Below are 20,460 nucleotides of genomic sequence, written 5' to 3' on the forward strand. Positions count from 1 at the left end.
CGTTCCCGCCGACACCGACGTCGCGTGGACCGGTCGCACCATGAAGGTGCCGTGGTTCGCCGAGCACATGCGCGAAGAGCTGGTTCTGCATGGCTGGGATATCACCGGCGACTGCGATGTCCAAGCCGCCTTCCAGGTGGCCCTGGGCGAGCCCTGGATGACGACGCACAGCGTCGTTGCGGTGGGACGTCCACTGCTTGCCAAGGGCGCCAAGCAATTGCGGCCGGGCGAACGCATCGAGGCGCGGTTGCGGGTGCCCGGCACCGACGATGTCGTGGTCAGTGGTGACGCCGAACGCACCACCATCGGGCTGGCCGCCCCCGAAGGTTCGGCCACCCTGGAAACCGACGCCGCCGCCCGAGTCTTGCTGCTATGGGGCCGCCGACCCGGCGACCCGTCGCGAATACGCAGTCGTGGCGGACCCGAGACCCTGGGCCAAGCCCGCCGGCTGCTCAGCGGCTACTGAGCCGGGTGCGCTGCGCTCAGTAGTTGTTGCAGCTGCCGGCCACATTCAGCACGTCGTTGAAGAACGGTGCGGCCTGTGGCATGGCCTGAATTTGCGCGGCCATCTGCGCGCGCCTGGGCGGCGACGAGGCGAGGAAGCTCCGCAAATAGCCCTGCGCGATCGACGATGAGTTGAGTTGCGCGGCGGCCGCCGGATCCGTCGCGTTGAGCGCGGCCATCACCTGCCCGTAGTTGCAGGTCGTGTTGATCACAGGGTCGAGCGGATCGGCGGATGCGATTCCGGCCGAAGCGGTCAACGCCACGGCCACACCGCCGATCGCGGCCGCCACCTTGCCTAACGACAGCTTCACCATTTTGTGGACACCTTCCCCAGTTAATGCACCGTCAATAGACGGCGACGACATCTACCCAACGGTTGCCGTCTCCAATCGAGGTTACCAGGCCCCGCGAGCGTTCTCCTATCGCAATGTCTATCGCACATTACCCTCATAGGATAACTAGCCGCAGGTCAGCGACTTTGTCGGCTTTGTTCGCGCTGAGTGAAATACGACCTCTTCGTGACGGTTACGTGACTGCCGGCCGGCCGCTGGCGCGGTGCCCCGTTTGATCGCACGCCCGGCGTCGGAAGGGCGTGCCAAGTGGTTGACGTGTATGTGCGACGTCTAGTATCAGTAACCGAGAGCTTTCTCTGAAGCGGCCGGCAGCGAGCCGAACAGCAGGCCAGTACATGGAGGGAACCTTGAGGAGACGTCTGTGACGTACACGATCGCCGAACCCTGCGTCGACATCAAGGACAAGGCATGCATCGAGGAGTGCCCGGTCGACTGCATCTACGAGGGCGCTCGGATGCTGTACATCCACCCCGACGAATGCGTCGACTGCGGGGCCTGTGAGCCGGTCTGCCCTGTCGAAGCGATCTACTACGAAGACGATGTGCCCGAACAGTGGAGCGGCTACACGCAGATCAACGCCGACTTCTTCGTTGAGCTTGGGTCGCCGGGTGGTGCGGCCAAGGTGGGCATGACCGAGAACGACCCGCAAGTGGTCAAGGATCTGCCGCCGCAGGGCGAAGGCGACTGAGCGGTCCGGTGCTGCGGCAGCCCGGCGAGGGGGGCCCTCACGGGATAATGTCGGCGTCCCTGCCGGAGTTCCCCTGGGACACCTTGGCCGACGCAAAAGCGCTGGCCGAGGCTCATCCGGACGGAATCGTCGACTTGTCCATCGGTACGCCGGTCGACCCGGTCGCGCCCCTGATCCAAGACGCGTTGGCGGCCGCCGGTTCGGCGCCGGGATACCCTGCAACCGCCGGCACCGCGCGACTGCGTGAATCCGCGGTGGCCGCGCTCGACCGCCGCTTCGGAATCACCGGGCTGACCGAGGCCGCCGTGCTGCCGGTGATCGGCAGCAAGGAACTCATTGCCTGGCTGCCCACCTTGCTCGGCCTGGGCTCCGCGGACGTGGTCGCGGTGCCCGAGCTGGCGTACCCGACGTATGACGTGGGGGCCCGGCTGGCCGGGGCGCAGGTGCTGCGCGCGGATTCGCTGACGCAGCTGGGCCCGCAATCCCCGGCGCTGGTCTACCTGAACTCGCCGAGCAATCCGACCGGACGCGTGCTGGGCGTCGACCATCTGCGCAAGGTCGTCGGATGGGCCCGCGACCGGGGCGTGATTGTGGCCTCCGACGAGTGCTACCTGGGTTTGGGCTGGGACGTCGGGCAGCCGGGACCTCTGTCGGTGCTGCATCCCTCGGTCTGCGACGGCGACCATGCCGGGCTGATCGCGATCCACTCGCTGTCGAAGAGCTCGTCGCTGGCCGGTTACCGGGCCGGCTTCGTCGCCGGGGATCCGGCGCTGGTCGCCGAGCTGCTGGCGGTGCGCAAACACGCCGGGATGATGGTGCCGACGCCGGTGCAGGCCGCCATGGTGGCCGCCCTGGATGACGACGCTCACGAGCAGCTGCAACGGCGGCGCTACGAACGGCGCCGGGCCGCCCTGTTGCCGGCGCTGCGCGCAGCCGGTTTTGCCGTCGACCACTCCGAGGCCGGCCTCTATCTGTGGGCCAGCCGCGGTGAGCCGTGCCGCGACACCGTGACGTGGCTGGCTACCCGCGGCATCTTGGTGGCGCCGGGCGATTTCTACGGCCCGGGCGGTGACCGGCACGTGCGCGTTGCGCTGACCGCCACCGACGAGCGCGTCGCCGCCGCGGTGGGGCGGCTGACCTAGCCGAATGCACCGGGAGGCTTTACCCGAGCGCTCGGCGGCGATCAACATCGGGTAAGGATGTGGTCGTGACAACTTCGGCGGCCAAGCTGCGCATCCCACTGTCGATCGGGGACATCGCCAAGCGGGTTTTCCTGGGAAAGCCGCTGATCACCGAGGAACTGGCATCCGAGAAATTGTCGAACACTGTTGCGCTCGGGGCACTTTCACCGGACGCGATCTCGTCGACCGCCTATGGCCCGGAGCAGATCCTGGTCGAACTGCTGCCCCATGCGGGGCTGGCGGCGTTCGCGTTGTTGCTTCCCGTCACCGGCGTGATCTTGTTGATTCTGGCGCTGGTGGCCGCGTCGTATCGGCAGGTCGTGATGGCCTACACCCGAGCGGGCGGGTCCTACATCGTCGCCCGGGACAATTTCGGACCGCGGGTGGCGCAGATCGCCGCCGCGGCGCTGTTGATCGACTACGTCGTCACCGTGGCGGTGCAGGCGGCGGCGGGCACGGTCGCGGTGGTGTCGGCGATCCCGGCAATAGGCCCCTACGACCTGTACATCACGTTGGGCGCGGTGCTCATCATCTGCTACCTGAACCTGCGCGGATTGAAGGAAGCGGGATGGCAGTTCGCGCTACCAACCTACTTCTTCGTCATCATGATCGGCCTGACGATCGTGGTCGGTGTCATCCGCGAAATCTTCTGGGGGCTACCGGTATACGATCCAGAGCACATCCCAGGGGCGGTGCCGGTCCATTCGGGTAACGGGCTGGTGATGGGCGCGACGGTCCTGGTGCTGTTGCGCGCGTTCGCCAACGGCGGCTCGTCGCTGACGGGGGTTGAGGCGATCTCCAACACTGTCGACGTCTTCCGAAAGCCGCAGGGCCTCAACGCACGTCGCGTGCTCACCGCGATGGCCACCATTCTCGGGGTCCTGCTGGCCGGTGTCGCCTACCTTGCGCATGTCACCCACGCCACCCCGTTCGTCGCCGAATATCCATCGATGCTGTCACAGGTGGCCCGGGCGGTCTTCGGCAGCGGGGCGATCGGCGGCATCTTCTACTTCCTCGTCCAGGCGTCGAGTGCCGCAATCTTGTTCACCGGTGCCAACACCAGTTTCAACGGCTTTCCCGCGCTGGCCAGTTTTGTCGCCGAAGACCGCTTCCTGCCCAGGCAGTTGACGAAACGCGGTCACCGCCTGGTGTTCTCCAACGGCATCATCACGCTCACCGCGGCGTCGCTGGCACTGCTGGTGGCGGTCCGCGGCTCGGTCAACGCCCTGATCCCGGTTTTTGCGATCGGCGTGTTCACCGGATTCTCGATGGCCGGTTACGGAATGACCAAACACCATCTGACTCACCGGGAACCCGGGTGGCGACGCCGGCTGGCGATCAACCTGTCCGCGGGAATCGGGTCGACGGTCGTGGTCGGCATCTTCGCGGTGGCGAAGTTCACCGAGGGGGCGTGGCTGGTGGTCGTCATCTTCCCCGTGCTGGTGTTCGCGCTGATGCGGCTCAACCGCGAGTATCGAGCCGAGGCCGCCATTCTCGAGATGTTCCGCACCGACCGCCCCGAACTGGTGAAGTACGCGCGACACAAGGTGTTTGTCTTCGTCAACTCCGTCGACCTCTCGGTGCTCGAGGCGCTGCGGTACGGCAAAGGATTGCGGGCCGACGAGCTGATCGCGGTGCACTTCGTGGTCGACGCCACGTATGCCGCGCAGCTGCGAAAGCGTTGGGACCACTTCGATCTCGACACCCCGTTGCGGGTCGTCGACTGCCCCGATCGGCGCATCATCCGGGCCGCGCAGTTGTTCGTGGCCAAAGCGCGTGAAGAACATCCGGACACCAACGTGACGGTGCTGTTGCCGCGCCGGACCTTCGCGCCGCTGCTGGGGCGACTGCTCCACGACCGAACGGCGGACAAGATCGCCCGGGCCGTCAGCCTCATTCCGGATGCGGCCGCCACGATCGTGCCCTACGACGTGGACACGCGGATCAAGGAGGCCTACCCCGACGCCTTCGAGCAGCGCATCGCCCACGAGGTCGACAAAGTTCAAGCGTGGGTTTCCAGGGACGAGGACGAAAATGTCGACGCCTTTGAGCACCCGGAGCGGCCCCGGTCGGTGATCACGGTGGCTGGCCTGATCTCCGGGCAGCGCGCCACCGTCGAAGGGCGGGTCAGCGAAGTCCAGGACGTCACCGAACGCGGGCGGACGCTGCGCCAAGTCGTCGTCGGCGACAGCAGCGGGGAGATGACCGTCACGTTCCGTCCCGGCCGCGGCGGCGCCGACATCCAGCCCGGTCAGCTACTGCGTCTCACCGGGAAGGCCCGCCAGACCGGCACCCGGCCCATATCGATGCTCGACCCGGCGTATCACGTCGTCGAGGGCCCCGCGTAGGCCGCTCAGTCCGGAGAGCCCGGGCAAACCGGCTAAGGTCGCTGCATCCGATGATGGTGCCAGTACTGCAAAAGAATTTTTTCAAGCTGAAACGTTTGGATTACCCGAGATGACTTCCGCGTCGCCTCGCCTTTTGCCCACCTGTTTAAAAATGCGCCAGCATTTTTCGTGCTGCACGGCATTAACTATTCGCTGATCCCGATCGAACAGACGCGCACTTTACGGTGCGCCTTCGTCAGGTCAGCCGCCAGCCCGTGGTGTGTGCCGAGTTGCCTTGCGCGCAAAACGCTTTCGACATCTTCGGGTCTGCCTGCGCGGCGCACACCGCGGTGGCGGTCGCGCAGTTCCTTGCCGAGGTGTATGCGTCGTGCCACGCTGCCGCATAGTCGCAGGGTCCGGAAAACCCGCAATAAGATTGATGGTCGAAACGCCCGACAGAACGGATGATGGCTTTAGGCTAATAAACTGACCGAGAGGGTTAAGGGGTGGTCGGGGAGCAATTCCTCACTCGCAACTTGTGTTTCACGTCATCGCTGGCCTCCGGGTCGACGGGCTGCGGTAGTTTTTCAATCGTTAAACCGACTTAGTTTCGTTCGGTAAGCTAACACCTGACATCACGACTCCAGAACGATCAAAGCCCGCATGCATGGGGGATGACGCGCGACGCCGCGCGCACCGGGCTCCTCCCGCATCCGCAGGGCCGTCGACTGCCCGACACGATTGGGCGAGAACAGGGGACTGCACATTGCGTGCCGCAACTGCCACACCCGTCGCCGTCATAGGCATGGCCTGCCGACTCCCCGGCGGGATCGATTCGCCGCAAGGCCTGTGGGAGGCGTTGTTGCGCGGCGACGATTTCGTGGGCGAGATTCCCGCCGAGCGGTGGGATGCGGATGCGTTCTACGACCCCGAGCCCGGTGTGCCCGGCCGGTCGGTGACCCGATGGGGCGCCTTCCTGGACGACGTCGGGGGCTTTGACTGCGATTTCTTCGGCATGACCGAGCGCGAGGCCATCGCCATCGACCCCCAGCACCGCTTGCTGCTGGAATCGTCGTGGGAGGCCATCGAGCACGCGGGCCTCGACCCGGCGGCATTGGCCCAATCGCAGACCGGCGTCTTCGTCGGCCTCACGCACGGCGACTACGAACTGCTCACCGTCGAGGTCGGCGCCGCCGAGGGGCCGTACGGGTTCGCCGGCACCAGCCCGAGCCTCGCCTCGGGGCGAGTGGCGTACGCGCTGGGGCTGCACGGTCCCGCGTTCACCGTGGACACGGCGTGCTCGTCGGGGCTGATGGCCGTCCACCAAGCCTGCGGCAGCCTGGAGAACGGCGAAAGCGATCTCGCCCTCGCCGGCGGCGTCGTCGTGACCCTGGAACCGCGCAAGTCCGTCACCGGTTCGTTGCAGGGCATGTTGTCGCCGACGGGCAAGTGCCACGCGTTCGACGCCGCGGCGGACGGATTCGTTTCCGCTGAGGGTTGCGTGGTGCTGCTGCTCAAGCGGTTGGAAGATGCGCGACGCGACGGCGACCGCGTTTTGGGTGTTCTTCGCGGCACCGCGGCCAATCAGGATGGCCGCACCGTGAACATCGCGACGCCCTCGGAGACGGCGCAGGTCGCGGTGTACAAGAGCGCCCTGACCGCCGCGGGTGTCGACCCCGCCACGATCGGTCTCGTCGAAGCTCACGGAACCGGCACCCCGGTCGGCGACCCGATCGAGTACTCGAGCCTGGCCGCCGTGTACGGAACCGAGGGCCCCTGCGCGTTGGGATCGGTGAAGACAAACTTCGGCCACATGCAGTCCACTTCGGGGGCGCTCGGCCTGATGAAGGCGATTCTGGCGCTGCAACATGGCGTGGTTCCACAAAACCTGCACTTCACTCGCCTGTCCGACGAGATGGCCGAGATCAGGACCGAGCTCTTCGTGCCGCAGGCCAACACGCCCTGGCCCACCAACGGCCACCACCCACGCCGCGCCGCGGTGTCGTCTTACGGGCTGTCCGGCACGAACGTCCACGCCATCCTCGAGCAAGCACCCGCACAAGCGCCGGGGCAGGGCCCGGCACAAGCCCCAGAGGACGCACCCGAAGCCGATGGGCCGCTGGTGTTCCCGGTATCGGCCACGTCCGCCGAGCAACTGCGCGTCACGGCTGCCCGGCTGGCGGATTGGGCCGACGAGCACGGCAGCCGCGCCAGCACTGCGGGCCTGCGGGACCTGGGCTACACCCTGTCGCGCCGTCGTGCACACCGGCCGGTACGGACGGTGGTCTCGGCGAGCACCTTCGGTGAGCTGAGCACCGCCCTGCGGGATGTCGCCGACAGCGACATCCCGTACGAGGCCGCCGTGGGGCAAGACGACCGCGGCCCGTTGTGGGTGTTCTCCGGACAGGGTTCGCAATGGTCGCAGATGGGCGCTGAACTGCTTGCCAAGGAGCCGGTGTTCGCCGAGACCATCGCCGCGATAGAGCCGATCATCGCCAAGGAGTCGGGCTTTTCGGTGACCGAGGCGATGTCGGCGCCGCAGACGGTGACCGGTATCGACCGGGTGCAGCCGACGATCTTCGCGATGCAGGTCGCGCTGGCCGCGGCGATGAAGTCCTACGGGGTGCGTCCCGGCGCCGTGATCGGGCATTCGCTCGGTGAATCCGCGGCGGCCGTCGTCGCGGGGGCGCTGTCGCTGGAAGACGGGTTGCGCGTCATCTGCCGCCGGTCGCGGCTGATGTCCCGAATTGCCGGAAGCGGTGCCATGGCGTCGGTGGAGCTGCCCGGCCAACAGGTGCTGTCGGAACTTTCCATTCGCGGAATCTCCGATGTGGTGCTGTCGGTGGTCGCCTCACCGACGTCGACCGTCGTCGGCGGGGATACCGAGACGATCCGCGACCTGGTGGCGGCCTGGCAGGAGCAGGACGTGATGGCACGCGAGGTGGCGGTCGACGTCGCCTCGCATTCGCCGCAGGTGGATCCGATCCTCGACGAACTGGTCGAGGCCCTCGCCGACCTCGAGCCGATGACGCCGGAGATTCCGTACTACTCCGCGACCCTGTGGAACCCGCGCGAAGCGCCGTCGTTCACCGGCGAATACTGGGCGGAAAACCTGCGGTACACGGTGCGATTCGCGGCGGCCGTGCAAACGGCCCTCAAGGACGGATTCCGGGTCTTCGGAGAGCTGGCCCCGCATCCGCTGCTGACCCACGCCGTCGAGCAGAACGCCGCCAGTCTGGACATGCCGATCGCCGCGCTGGCGGCCATGCGGCGCGAGCAGGACCTGCCGCTGGGGTTGCGTGCCTTCGTCGCCGACGTGCACAGCGCGGGCGCCGCAGTTGACTTCTCCGTCCAGTACCCAACCGGGCGATTGGTGGACGCGCCGTTGCCGACCTGGACTCACCGCGCGCTGCTGCTGAGCCGGGAGTCCGCGGACCAGGCGCGCGGTGCCGCGGTGCAAGCCGTTCATCCGCTGCTCGGGGCGCATGTGCACCTGCACGAGGAGCCGGAGCGCCACGTATGGCAGGGCGAGGTCGGCACCGAGGCACACCCATGGCTTGCCGACCATCAGATTCACAGCGTGGCCGCGTTTCCCGGTGCCGCCTACTGCGAGATGGCGCTGGCCGCCGCGCGCACGACGCTCGGCGAATCCTCCGAGGTCGCAGACGTCAAGTTCGAACAGACGCTGTTGCTCGCCGACGAGACGCTGGCCTCGTCGGCGGCGACGGTTACCGCGCCCGGGGTCCTCGAGTTCACGGTGGACACGCATGAGGAGGGCGAAGGCGTTCGCCGCGCGAGCGCGGTCCTGCGCGCCCCGAAGGGCGCCACGGAGTCCCAGGCGGAGCCGCAGCAGCCGGCGGCGCACGACATCGACACGCTGATCGCCAACCATCCGTCTCGCATGGACGGTCCCGAATTGCGAAAGGCCTTCGACGCCGTGGGCATTCAGTATGGCCCGGCCTTCTCGGGCCTGTCCGCGACACTGGTCGCCGATGGGACCAACGCGCACATCACCACGGTGCTCGCCGAGGTCGCGCTGCCCGGGGCCATCCGCTCGCAGCAGTCGGCTTACGCAGCCCACCCCGCACTGCTCGATGCCTGCTTCCAGTCGGTCATCGTCCATCCCGAGGTGCAAAAGGCGGGCGCCGGCGGCCTGCTGTTGCCGGTGGGTGTGCGCAGGTTGCGCAACTATCACTCGACGCGCAACGCCCACTACTGCCTTGCCCGGGTCACGTCGTCGCGGCCCGGCGAGTGTGAGGTCGACCTCGAGGTGTTGGACCAGTCCGGCACGGTGCTGTTGGCCGTAGAGGGTCTACGGCTGGCCGGCGGGGCCTCCGAGCACGAGCAGGCCCACCGGCTGCTCAACGAGCGGTTGCTGACCATCGAGTGGGAGCATCGTGAGCTGCCCGAGGTGACGCACGGCGAGCCGGGATCCTGGCTGCTGCTCAGCGCGTGCGATGTGACGGATGCGTTGCCGGCGCAACTCGGCGCCGCGTTGAATTCCATTGGTGCGCAATGCATGACGGTGTCTTGGCCGCTCGGGCCGATGGATGTCGCACAGCTGCGTTCGCTGCTGTCGGGCAGCGGCGCGGCCGGCTCCAATGGTCACGGCGACCTCAAAGGCCTGGCCGGTGTCGTCGTGGTGACCGCAGCGCCCGGCGGCGGCGGTGCCGAATCGAGCCGATTGCGGCACGGCCAGGACCGCGGTCAGGAATACGTGTCCCACGTCGTGACCATTGCCCGTGAGCTCTCCGAGCTGCCCGGCGAGTCGCCTCGGTTCTTTGTGGTGACCAGAAACGCCGCGAGCGTGGCCACGGGCGATGCGGCAAACCTGGAGCAGGCCGGGCTGCGCGGGCTGATGCGAGTGATCGATTCCGAGCATCCGCATCTGGGCGCCACCCAGATTGACGTTGACGACGCGACCGATCCCGGCCAAATTGCGCTGCAGCTCAACAGCGGCTCGGAAGAAGACGAGACCGCCTGGCGCGGCGGCGAGTGGTACACGGCCCGCCTGCGGCCCGGTCCGCTGCGCCCGGCCGAACGGCGAACCACCGTCGTCGAGCACGAAAGCGACGGCATGCGTCTGCGGATCCGCACCCCGGGGGACCTGGAATCGCTGGAGTTCGTCGCCTTCGACCGTGTCCCGCCCGGGCCGGGGGAGATAGAGGTCGCGGTCACATCGTCGACCATCAACTTCGCTGATGTTCTGGTCGCCTTCGGGCGGTATCCCACCTTCGAGGGCTACCAGCAGCAGTTGGGCGGCGACTTCGCCGGCCTGGTGACCGCGGTGGGACCGGACGTCATCGAGCACAAGGTCGGCGACCGCGTCGGCGGCGTGTCCCGCAACGGTTGCTGGGGCACATTCGTCATCGCCGACGCCCGGCACGCTGTCACCCTTCCGCCCGAGGTGCCGCTGGAGGACGCCGCCGCGGTGCCCACCGCTTCGGCGACCGCCTGGTACGGCCTGCACGACCTGGCCCATATTTCGCCGACCGACAAGGTGCTGATCCACTCCGGCACCGGCGGCGTCGGACAGGCGGCCATCGCGATCGCGCGGGCCGTGGGTTGCGAGATCTTCGCGACCGCGGGCAGCCCGGAGCGCCGCCAACTTCTGCGCGACATGGGCATCGAGCACGTCTACGACTCGCGCAGCACCGAGTTCGCCGACGACGTCCGCCGCGACACCGACGGGTACGGCGTCGACGTGGTGCTCAACTCGCTCCCTGGCGCCGCGCAGCGCTCGGGAGTCGAATTGCTGGCCTTCGGTGGGCGGTTCATCGAGCTGGGCAAACGCGACATCTACGGCGACACCCATCTCGGGCTATTCCCCTTCCGCCGCAACCTCTCGCTGTTCGCGGTCGACCTGGCATTGCTGACGTACACCCACCCGGAGACCGTTCGGCGCCTGTTGACCACCGTGTACCAGCGCACCGCCGAGGGCGAGCTGCCACTGCCGCAGACCACGCACTACCCGATTCATGACGCGGCCGCCGCGGTCCGCTTGGTCGGCGGCGCCGGGCACACCGGCAAGGTGGTGCTCGACGTGCCCCACGCGGGAAGCAGTGTGGCCGCGGTGCCCCCGGAGAGTGTTCGGCCGTTCCGGTCCGACGGTGCCTACATCGTCACCGGCGGTCTGGGCGGCCTGGGGCTGTTCCTGGCCGGCGAGATGGCCGGGGCAGGGTGCGGACGGATCGTGCTCAACTCCCGCTCGGCGCCCGGCGAGCAAGCGCAGCAGGCCATCGAGCGGCTGCGGGCCACCGGGGCCGACATCGTGGTGGAGTGCGGTGACATCGCCGTGCCCGCGACGGCCGAGCGCCTGGTGGCGGCGGCGACCGCATCGGGGCTGCCGGTCCGCGGTGTGCTGCACGGTGCGGCGGTGGTCGAGGACGCCACGCTGACCAACGTCACCGACGAACTCGTCGACCGCTGTTGGGCGCCGAAGGCCTACGGCGCGTGGAACCTGCATCAGGCCACCACCGGGCAGCCGCTGGATTGGTTCTGCTCGTTCTCGTCGGCCGCCGCGCTGGTGGGATCCCCGGGTCAGGGGGCATACGCCGCGGCAAACAGCTGGTTGGACGCTTTCGCCCACTGGCGTCGCGCGCAGGGTCTGCCGAGCACCGCGATCGCCTGGGGCGCCTGGTCCGAGGTCGGGCGCGCGACGGCCCTGGCGCAAGACGCCGGCATCGCGATCAAGCCGGCCGAGGGTTATCGCGCCTTCCAGACGTTGCTGCGTTACGACCGCCCGTACTCCGGCTACGCGCCGATCATGGGAACGCCGTGGCTGACGTCCTTCGCGCAACGCAGCCGGTTCGCCGAAGCGTTCCAGTCCATGGGTAAAGGCAAGCGGGATACGGGCAAGTTCCTCGCCGAACTGAAGGTGCTACCCCGCGAGGAATGGCCCAGCGCCATTCGCCGGCTGGTATCCGGCCAGATCAGCCTGTTGCTGCGGCGCACGATCGATCCGGATCGGCCTTTGTCCGACTACGGTATGGATTCGCTGGGTAATTTGGAGCTTCGAACCCGCATCGAGACCGAAACCGGAGTGCGCGTCAGCCCAACGAAGATCACGACGGTTCGAGATCTGGCGGATCACCTGTGCGACGAGCTGGCACATTTGGAAGCCGCACCGTCAGCATCCTGATCGCAGCACACCGCTTGGATCTGCGGGGGTGAGTGTGGGCGCTCAAAGACCCGCCACGCCGACGGTGAGCAGGACACAGCCCACCGCGGCCAGCAGGGCGGCGACCTCGACCCGTCGACGCGCGCGGATCCAGTCGTTCAGCGCCGCCATCGACGCACGCGTCGCCCGGGGAGCCAGTAGATACGCGAGGAGCGGGATCTCCACCAGCGCGAAGGCCACGACATTGAAGATCACCAGCGCCCTGACTTGAGTCATGGCCGCGGCACCGGAGGCGAGAATCACCGCCAGCGCGGCCAGATAGTCCACGGACGGCAGCGCGATGCCCAGCCCGGCCACCCCCGCGACCCACAACGAGGGCCCGTTCAACAGTCGTTGGGCCCGCACCGTGAGCCTCCCCGGGCCGGCATCGCGGCCGGCGGCAGATTTCATGACCAGTACCGCGGCGACCAACAGCGCCAGCACGCCGATGAGGACCTGAACCCTGGGCAACGTGAAGTACGTCGACCCCGGCAGCCTGCGCCGCAAGACGAACAAAACGACCAGACCCACGGTCATCCCCATCGCGAAACCGCCGGACAGGAACGCGAGCAGCTGCAGCAACGGCCTGGGTCTGTTCAGCATCAGCACCGTCATGCCGATCCGGAACGGCTCGAGGCTCACGGCGACGGCCATCACCAGGATGGTGATCAACATGCCTTTGGTTGCGGCCGCGGTCCTAGGCGTCCAACCGGGTGAATTGCCGCTGCCGGTACTGCTCGACGCAGGCGGCCCGCCGGATCTTGCCGCTCGTCGTGGTCGGAATCGACCCGGGCGATACGAGGACGAGGTCGGCGACGGTGAGACCGTGCGACTTCGATATCGCCGCGGTGACGTCGTTCTTGACGACGTGGAGCCTTTCCAGCGCCTCTTCCTCGGAATCGCCGCGCTTCTTCAGCTCGATGATGGTGACCAACTTCTCGGTTTGATCCACCGGAACGGAGATCGCCGCGACCCGGCCACCGGTGATTTCCCGGACCGTCGACTCGATGTCCTCGGGGTAGTGGTTGCGCCCGTAGACGATCAGCAAATCCTTCATGCGGCCGACGATGAATATCTCACCCTCGGAGACGAATCCGAGGTCTCCGGTGCGCAGCCAAGGCCCCTCGGGTGTGCCCGGCGGGGGGTTGACCAGAATTCCGCCGAAGGTGCGCCGGGTCTCGTCCGGATTCTGCCAGTAGCCCTCGGCCACGTTCTCGCCGCTGACCCAGATCTCGCCGACCGTTCCCGCCGGACACTCGATGCGGGTGCCGGGGTCGACTATCCGCACCGTCGGCGAGTTGGGCATGCCGTAGCTGAGCAGCGGTGCGCCGCTGTTGGCGGAGGACCGCTCCGCGCTGCCCTCGGACAGCTTCTCGGGCTCGAAGTGGACGACCTCCGGCGGGCCGTTGACGGTGCGGCTGGCGACATAGACGGTCGCTTCGGCCAGACCGTACGACGGACGCATCATGTCTTCGCGAAAGTTGTACGGAGCGAATCGCTTGCAGAACCGGTCCAGCGTCGCGGGGTGAATCCGTTCGGCGCCGCTGATGATCCCCAATATCTTCCCGAGATCGACGTCGTCCAGGTCGGCGTCCGTGGTCTTGCGGACGGCCAGCTCGAAGGCGAAGTTCGGCGCCGCCGACATCACGGGGCCGCCGCCGGACATCGAGTGGATCCACCGCGCCGGACGCTGCAGGAACGCGACCGGGCTGGTCAGGTCGGCGCGGTAGCCGCCCAGGATCGGTGCGATGATGCCGAGCACCAACCCCATGTCGTGGTAGAAGGGTAGCCACGACACGATGGCGGTGTCGTGTGGCGGAACGCCTTTGACCTCGACGAAGTAGTCGGCCATCAGCTGCTGGAAATTCACGTGCAGGTTTCGGTGGGAGATCATGACCCCGGCTGGCAGCCGGGTCGAACCCGACGTGTACTGCAAATACGCGGTCCTCGGTGCGTTGCTGATCCGAATGCTCGGCGAACTAGGGTCGTCCAGATCCAGCGAGTCGACGTCGATGACGGCCGGGGCGCCGGCCGGGTCCGGCCGCTGAATGTACTCGGTGACGGTTGCTTTGACCGTTTCTATGGCGGCGGAGGTCGTGAGGATCACCGTGGGCGCGGTGTCTGCGAGAACGGCGGTCACCCGGTCGTCGTGCGAGCCAGCCGCGGGGACCGACAGCGGAACCGCAATCAACCCCGCCTGCATGGCACCAAGGAACGCCGCAATGTAGGCGAGTCCCTGCGGCGCCAGGATCACGGCCCTGTCGCCGACCGCGCCGTGCCGCTTGACCTCGTGCGCAACGTTCAGGCTTCGCTGGTACAGCTGTGCCCAGGTCAGAGTCTCGGTGACGCCCGCCCAATCCTGCTCGTAATCGGTGTACCGGAACGCGACTTCGTCGGGCTGAAGACCGGCGCGTTCGCGCAGCAGGAATACAACGGACGAGTTCTGCATGGGCGCTAGGTTACCGTCTCGCGCCTGTGCGCATGACGGACCGAGCGCCGCTCAGGGCCCCTGCTGGGGGCTTCTGCGGGCCTCTAGGTGCCCGGGCCCCAATGGAACACGCGCGACGTGAGCAGCACGAGGCCCAGGGAGACCGACGCGACGACGGTGAGCCCGATGATCGCAACGACGAGCGGGCGCCATCCGGTGCGCGCGATCTGGCGGATGTCGGTGGTGAGCCCGACGCCGGCGAAGGTGAGCAGGAATGCCCATTTCGACACGTTGGCCAGGTTCGTGGCCTGACCCTTGCTCAGCCAGCCGGCGGTCGCGATCGCCGAGACCGCTAGGAAGCCGAGCACGAATTTCGGGAATTTGTCCCAGATGAAGGCGGCCTTGGCTTTCGCGCCGGGCGCGATTTCGTCGGCTTGGCCACGGGCCGCCCAATACCGCGCGAACCCCAGGACGACGAACCCGATCAGCGCGTTGCGGGTGGACTTGACCAGCACGGCGATCTTGCCGGCATGGTCGGAAAACAGGTAGCCGGTCGCGGTGGTTTCGGCGGTGTTGTCCACGGCCAAGCCCGCCCACAGGCCGAATTCATGGTCGGTGAGGCCGATCAGGTGTCCCAACGGTGGCAATGCGAACAGCGCGACCGCCCCGAGCGCCAGGATGGCCGCGATGGCGTAGCTGACGTCGGCGTTGCGGGCCCGGATCGCTCCCTTGGCGGCCACGATGGCAGACACCCCGCAGATCGAGGTGCCAATCGCCAGCAGCGAGCCAAGTTTGCCCGATAGTCCGAATGCGCGTGCAGCGACAAGGATGATGGTTCCCGCGACCGCCATGTCCACCAGGATCTGGACCAGGCTGGTGGCGCCGAGTTTGGCGATGTCACCGAGCACGAATCGCGAACCGAGCGCCACTATCCCGACTTTGAGCCAGAACTGAAAGGTCAGCACACCGGGTCGGAATACCCGATGCAGGCCGACGGTGTTGGTGATGAGAAGGCCAATCACGATGGCCCACAACACGTATTCGATGTCGGGCACGGTCCAGTGGTGGTGTTTGGCCAGTGTGTTCCACCAGATTTGGGCGTATTTTCCCAGCACCCCCACCGCGATCAGCAGGAGAATGCCCGGCGCGTAGTCGAGCGGGCGGCTGCTGGTGAAGGCGGCTTCTCCCGGTTCAGAAGCCGACCCTTCGTCGGGTGCCCGGCTGACTTTGCTGATTGTGCTCACGCCGTCACCACGGAATCCTCGGGAGTGCACCGCCGACCGCCAGCGCGACGATCACGCCGGCCAGCAGTGTGGCCCACCAGTCGTCACCGACCCGCTCGAGCCAACCCCGCCACTGAGGCGTATTTGTATCGCCTGTGTTGCCTGTATCAGCCACGGCGCAATGGTTGCGCGGCCGATCCCGGCGGCCAAGTGATTCGCTCGCGCTGAATCTAGGTCTGCGGGCGCGGGCTGACCTCGTTGAGCAGAGCGATGACCCGCGCGGCGAGCTCATCGATGTCGGCGCCGGTGGTGTCCAGCACGAGGTCCGGGTTCTCGGGCGGCTCGTAGGGCGCGTCGACACCGGTCAGCCCGTCGAGCTCACCGCGGCGGGCACGCGCGTAGAGGCCTTTGGGGTCGCGCTTTTCGCATTCGGAAAGCGACGTGGCGACATGCACCTCGATGAAGGGCAGTTTGGCGGCATGATTGAGCGCGCGGGCGGTTTCGCGGTCGGACTTGAGCGGCGAGACCAGCGACGCCAGCGCGACCACGCCGGCGTCGGCCAGCAGCCGAGTCAAATGTCCGACCCGCCTGATGTTTTCGGTGCGATCGCCGGGGGAGAAGCCCAGGTCGTCGGACAGACCGTGGCGCAGATTGTCGCCGTCGAGCAGGTAGGCCACCCGTCCCGATTCCACGAGTGCACGCTCCACGGCGACCGCGATCGTCGACTTGCCGGATGCGGGCAGGCCGGTGAACCAGATCGTGGCGCCCGCCTGCGCGGTGGCCCGCCACCGATGGCCGCGGTCCAGCGCCGACGGGTGCCAGCGGATGTCGGTGCGCGGATGTGTGCCCGGCTTGACCTCTCGCGCCTCGATGATGGTGCCGGCGCCGACGGTGTCGTTGGTGGACTCGTCGATCAGGATGAAGGCGCCGCTGTCGCGGTTGTCGGCGTAGCTATCGGCGATGACGATCGAGCTGGTTCGCAGTGTCACGGTGCCGATGTCGTTGAGCGCCAGCTCAACCGGTCCGTCGAGCTCGTCGAGCGTTTCCGGGTCCAGCCGCGAGTGCAGCTCCTGCACGGTTGCCCGCACGGTCTTGGTGGTTTGTTTCAGCGCCAACCGGTCACCGGCCCGCAGCGGCGAATCCACGAACCAGCACACGGTCGCGTCGAGTTCGCGGGCCGGCACCGGCAAAACCGCGTCATCGGCGCCGCTGACCAGCACGTCGCCGCGCCCCACGTCGATGTCATCGGCCAGCTCGATCGAAACCGACAGCGGCGCAACGGCTATCATGCGGTCGTCATCGAGGGTGTCCAGCGCGGTCACCGTCGAGCGGGTGCCGGCGGGAAGCGAGACCACCGGATCGCCGACGCGCAGCGTTCCCGCCGCCAGCCGCCCCGTGTAGCGGCGGCGCACGTCGGCGGTTGGCCGGGATACCCACTGCACCGGCAACCGCAGCCGCGATGCCTCGGCCTGCGGCGCGGCCAGTTCGACGTTTTCCAGATACTCCAGCAGCGTGGGGCCGTGGTACCACGGCGTGCGGTCGGAGCGGTGCACGACGTTGTCGCCGTGCTTGGCCGCGATCGGGATCACCGTGACGTCCACCTCGCCCAGCCGGGCCGCCAACTGGCGTAGCTCGTCTTCCACCTCGGCGAAGCGGACCTGGTCGAAGTCGACGAGATCGATCTTGTTGACCGTGGCCGTGAAGTGCTTGATGCCCAACAGTTTTGCGATCCGGGCGTGCCTGCGCGTCTGACGCAGCACCCCGGCGCGGGCGTCGACCAGCAGGATGGCCACGTGCGCGTTGGAGGCGCCGGTGAACATGTTGCGGGTGTAGCGCTCGTGGCCGGGCGTGTCGGCGAGGATGTAGCTGCGGGCGTCGGTGGAAAAGAAGCGGTAGGCGACGTCGATGGTGATGCCCTGTTCGCGTTCGGCGCGCAGGCCGTCGGATAGGGCCGCCAGGTCGGCGATGCCCTCTTCGTCGGTGACGGCTTCGAGGTGGTCCAGCGGCAGGCTGTCGGTGTCGTGCAGAAGCCGCCCGATCAGGGTGCTTTTGCCGTCGTCCACCGAACCCGCGGTGGCGATGCGCAGCAGCTGACGCGTTATGCCCTTGGCGGGCAGGGACTTTTCCGTGTGTTCGGTCGCGGTCATCAGAAGTAGCCCTCTCGCTTGCGGTCTTCCATCGCGGCCGCCGAGGCACGGTCGTCAGCGCGGGTCTCACCGCGCTCGGAGACCGTGGCCGCTGCGATCTCGGCGATGACGCCGGTGATGTCGGTGGCCGTGGAGCGCACCGCCCCGGTGATGGTGAGGTCGCCGACGGTGCGGTATCGCACCCACTCCACGGCCGAGGTTTCGCCGTTCCGCGGCCCGGTGTGCTCCGACACCGCCAGCAGGATGCCGTCGCGCTGGAACACCTCGCGTTCGTGGGCGTAGTAAATCGACGGCAGCTCAAGGTCTTCCAGCTGGATGTAGCGCCAAACGTCGAGCTCGGTCCAGTTGCTCAGTGGGAAGACCCGCACCTGTTCGCCCCTCTTGATCCGGCCGTTGTACAGCGACCATGGCTCTGGGCGCTGCGCGCGCGGATCCCATTGGCCGAACTCGTCGCGGAAGCTCAAGATCCGTTCCTTGGCGCGGGCGCGCTCCTCGTCGCGACGCGCACCGCCGAAGGCGGCGTCGAAACCACCGGCCTCCAGCCCGTCGAGTAGCGTGCGGGTCTGGGCCCGGTTGCGCGAAGCCCCGGGACCGGGGTCGGGCACGCGGCCGTTGTCTATGGATTCCTGGACCGAGGCGACGATCAGCTTGTGCCCATGGCCGGTGACCCTGCGATCGCGGAACTCGATCACCTCGGGAAAGTTGTGGCCGGTGTCGACGTGCATCACCGGAAATGGCAGCGGCAGTGGCCGAAACGCCTTTTCCGCCAGGCGAAGTAGCACGATCGAGTCCTTGCCCGCCGAGAACAGCAGGACGGGCCGCTCCAACTCGGCGACGACCTCGCGGATGATGTGCACCGCTTCGGCTTCCAGCAGCCGCAGTTCGTCGACTTGGCGCGTTTCTGGCGTTTCTGCGGGCGCGGTCGGGGTCATGTTGGTAGGCCCTCTCTTTCGGCGTCGGCGCGATAGCGGTCCACCCATTCGTCGGAGCGCTGGTCGGCTTGGCGCTCCAGCACCGGGTGGGGCGCCAGCCGTGGGTCGAGCCCCAATTCTTCGAGGATGGTGCCCACCACCTGAGTCAGGGTGCGCCACAACACCGGATAGGAAATCTCCATCGGTTTGATCTCTTCTTCGGCGAACCAGGTTCGCCAGCCCTGCTCCTGGGCGCGCAGCATGGTTACGACGTGGGCGATGGCTCCGGCGTGATAGGTGGCACGGGCATCGCGGACCGGATCGGGCCTGCCCCGCCATAACCGCGTCTGCACCGCCCGCCAGAACGACACCGCCTGCGACACCACGTCGGGCCGGTAGACGTAAACCAGGAGCGGTTCCTCGCCGACGACATCGCGGATGGCGGCCAGCAGGCCGTCGCCGGATCGATTCGGCAGGTCTTTCGCGCGGTTTAACAGCAGCGGCGTCTGGTTCCACATCAGCTTGCCGCCCCACACGCCGTTCGGTGTTCTGCCGACCGTGCGGATGTAGTCTCGCCAGATCTCGGCCGACGCGAGGTCGGGCTTCCCCGCGTCGAGCGGATCGAGCAGGCTCAGGATGGACTCGTCGTCGACGCCGGCGAACCACTCGCGCGGTTGCGGCGCCTGGCTCGTGGTCGGCAGATACTGGAAGAACTCCTGGGGCTCGCCGGCTACGCCGGTCGCGCGCAGGGATTCCACCAGCAACGTGCTGCCGCTGCGTTGGGAAGCCAGTACCAAATATGACGAAGGGCTTTCTGTCACCTAGGAAGCCTAACCGGAGGCAAATCCGCTGCAACACATTGAATTCGCTTCACGCTGAAGATAACTGTTGCGCGGGTTCGACAGCTGCTTAGCGCGCGACCGCACGGTGGCGAGCGCCGAATGCGATGATAACCGTCCATATGTACTCATTACCGACGGGGGAGACAGCAATCGCTTACGAAGGACCGCGCGAAAGAGTCGGCCCGCCGAATCATATGGCGGGCTGACCGGGGCACTACAGCAGACCTCCGTCGACGGTTCGTGGCGCTCGGTCCGGTGAACGTGGACCGGTTTCGTAATCACCTCCTCGAAAGCTGGTCAACCAAGGAGTACTGGGATTCCGAAGTCGGCCGTCACGACATTGATGAGCACACCGTTAGACGTCTGATTTACGACCGGCACGAATACGTGCCGTGGCTGAATGAGCTCCGAAACCTAGACGGGTCTCGGGTTTTCGAGATCGGCTGCGGGACCGGGTCATCGATGATGGCCCTGGCCGAGCAAGGCAGCGAGGTCACCGGACACGACCAAAGCTGCTGCGCCACGGAAACGTTGGCGGCCAAGCCGACGTGTAACAATCTTGGCCGCGGTAATCCTCGCTGCTGTGCTCCTCGGTGGTGCTCTCGCATACGCCTTCTGGCCAAGCGAAAACCAGGTCATTCCGCCACCCGATTCCGAGTCGTGCCCATCGTCGAATGCCGGTACCGGGTCTTTCTCG

12 protein-coding genes and 1 pseudogene are annotated in these 20,460 nt (G+C 67.1%); 5 read left to right on the forward strand and 8 right to left on the reverse strand.

All coding sequences use genetic code 11. The features are described from left to right. Positions 1 to 466, forward strand: a pseudogene (locus ACLP4W_RS21900) (maleylpyruvate isomerase N-terminal domain-containing protein); the annotation flags it as partial. A gap of 16 nt (positions 467 to 482) precedes the next feature. Here ACLP4W_RS21900 and ACLP4W_RS21905 read toward each other — a convergent pair. Then, positions 483 to 815: a hemophore-related protein gene (locus tag ACLP4W_RS21905; protein ID WP_442389521.1), complete on the reverse strand. Its 333-nt coding sequence runs from the start codon at positions 813 to 815 to the stop codon at positions 483 to 485. A 403-nt stretch (positions 816 to 1,218) separates the two neighbouring features. Here ACLP4W_RS21905 and fdxA point away from each other — a divergent pair, with 403 nt between their 5' ends. The 4 genes from fdxA (at position 1,219) to pks2 (ending at position 12,194) form a co-directional block, all read left to right on the forward strand. Further along, the gene (gene fdxA, locus ACLP4W_RS21910) at positions 1,219 to 1,545 is read left to right on the forward strand and encodes a ferredoxin (protein WP_442389522.1); all 327 of its coding nucleotides are present in this window, start codon (positions 1,219 to 1,221) and stop codon (positions 1,543 to 1,545) included. A 47-nt stretch (positions 1,546 to 1,592) separates the two neighbouring features. Further along, positions 1,593 to 2,687: a succinyldiaminopimelate transaminase gene (gene dapC, locus ACLP4W_RS21915; protein ID WP_442389523.1), complete on the forward strand. Its 1,095-nt coding sequence runs from the start codon at positions 1,593 to 1,595 to the stop codon at positions 2,685 to 2,687. Between the two features lie 65 nt (positions 2,688 to 2,752). Continuing rightward, the gene (locus ACLP4W_RS21920) at positions 2,753 to 5,074 is read left to right on the forward strand and encodes an amino acid permease (RefSeq protein WP_442389524.1); all 2,322 of its coding nucleotides are present in this window, start codon (positions 2,753 to 2,755) and stop codon (positions 5,072 to 5,074) included. Positions 5,075 to 5,819: 745 nt separating this feature from the next. After that, positions 5,820 to 12,194, forward strand: a complete 6,375-nt coding sequence (pks2, locus tag ACLP4W_RS21925) for a sulfolipid-1 biosynthesis phthioceranic/hydroxyphthioceranic acid synthase (protein ID WP_442389525.1) — start codon at positions 5,820 to 5,822, stop codon at positions 12,192 to 12,194. Between the two features lie 42 nt (positions 12,195 to 12,236). Here the strand turns inward: pks2 and ACLP4W_RS21930 are convergent, their stop codons facing one another. The 7 genes from ACLP4W_RS21930 to stf0 form a co-directional block, all read right to left on the reverse strand. Next, positions 12,237 to 12,887: a GAP family protein gene (locus tag ACLP4W_RS21930; protein WP_442389526.1), complete on the reverse strand. Its 651-nt coding sequence runs from the start codon at positions 12,885 to 12,887 to the stop codon at positions 12,237 to 12,239. A gap of 22 nt (positions 12,888 to 12,909) precedes the next feature. Next, positions 12,910 to 14,661, reverse strand: a complete 1,752-nt coding sequence (fadD21, locus tag ACLP4W_RS21935; protein WP_442389527.1) for a fatty-acid--AMP ligase FAAL21/FadD21 — start codon at positions 14,659 to 14,661, stop codon at positions 12,910 to 12,912. A gap of 83 nt (positions 14,662 to 14,744) precedes the next feature. Continuing rightward, positions 14,745 to 15,875: a YeiH family protein gene (locus ACLP4W_RS21940; RefSeq protein ID WP_442389532.1), complete on the reverse strand. Its 1,131-nt coding sequence runs from the start codon at positions 15,873 to 15,875 to the stop codon at positions 14,745 to 14,747. A gap of 13 nt (positions 15,876 to 15,888) precedes the next feature. After that, complete coding sequence (locus tag ACLP4W_RS21945) at positions 15,889 to 16,038, reverse strand: hypothetical protein (protein ID WP_442389528.1); 150 nt, start codon at positions 16,036 to 16,038, stop codon at positions 15,889 to 15,891. Positions 16,039 to 16,093: 55 nt separating this feature from the next. Next, complete coding sequence (gene cysC, locus ACLP4W_RS21950) at positions 16,094 to 18,010, reverse strand: adenylyl-sulfate kinase (RefSeq protein ID WP_442389529.1); 1,917 nt, start codon at positions 18,008 to 18,010, stop codon at positions 16,094 to 16,096. Beyond that, positions 18,010 to 18,942 carry a sulfate adenylyltransferase subunit CysD gene (cysD, locus tag ACLP4W_RS21955; protein WP_442389530.1) on the reverse strand — a complete coding sequence of 311 codons (933 nt, stop codon included), beginning with the start codon at positions 18,940 to 18,942 and terminating at the stop codon, positions 18,010 to 18,012. The genes cysC and cysD overlap by 1 nt, the downstream gene beginning before the upstream one ends. Beyond that, positions 18,939 to 19,742: a trehalose 2-sulfotransferase gene (stf0, locus tag ACLP4W_RS21960; protein WP_442389531.1), complete on the reverse strand. Its 804-nt coding sequence runs from the start codon at positions 19,740 to 19,742 to the stop codon at positions 18,939 to 18,941. The genes cysD and stf0 overlap by 4 nt, the downstream gene beginning before the upstream one ends. Positions 19,743 to 20,460: the final 718 nt, after the last annotated feature.

Source organism: Mycobacterium sp., from assembly GCF_052145595.1.
Taxonomy (GTDB): Bacteria; Actinomycetota; Actinomycetes; order Mycobacteriales; family Mycobacteriaceae; genus Mycobacterium.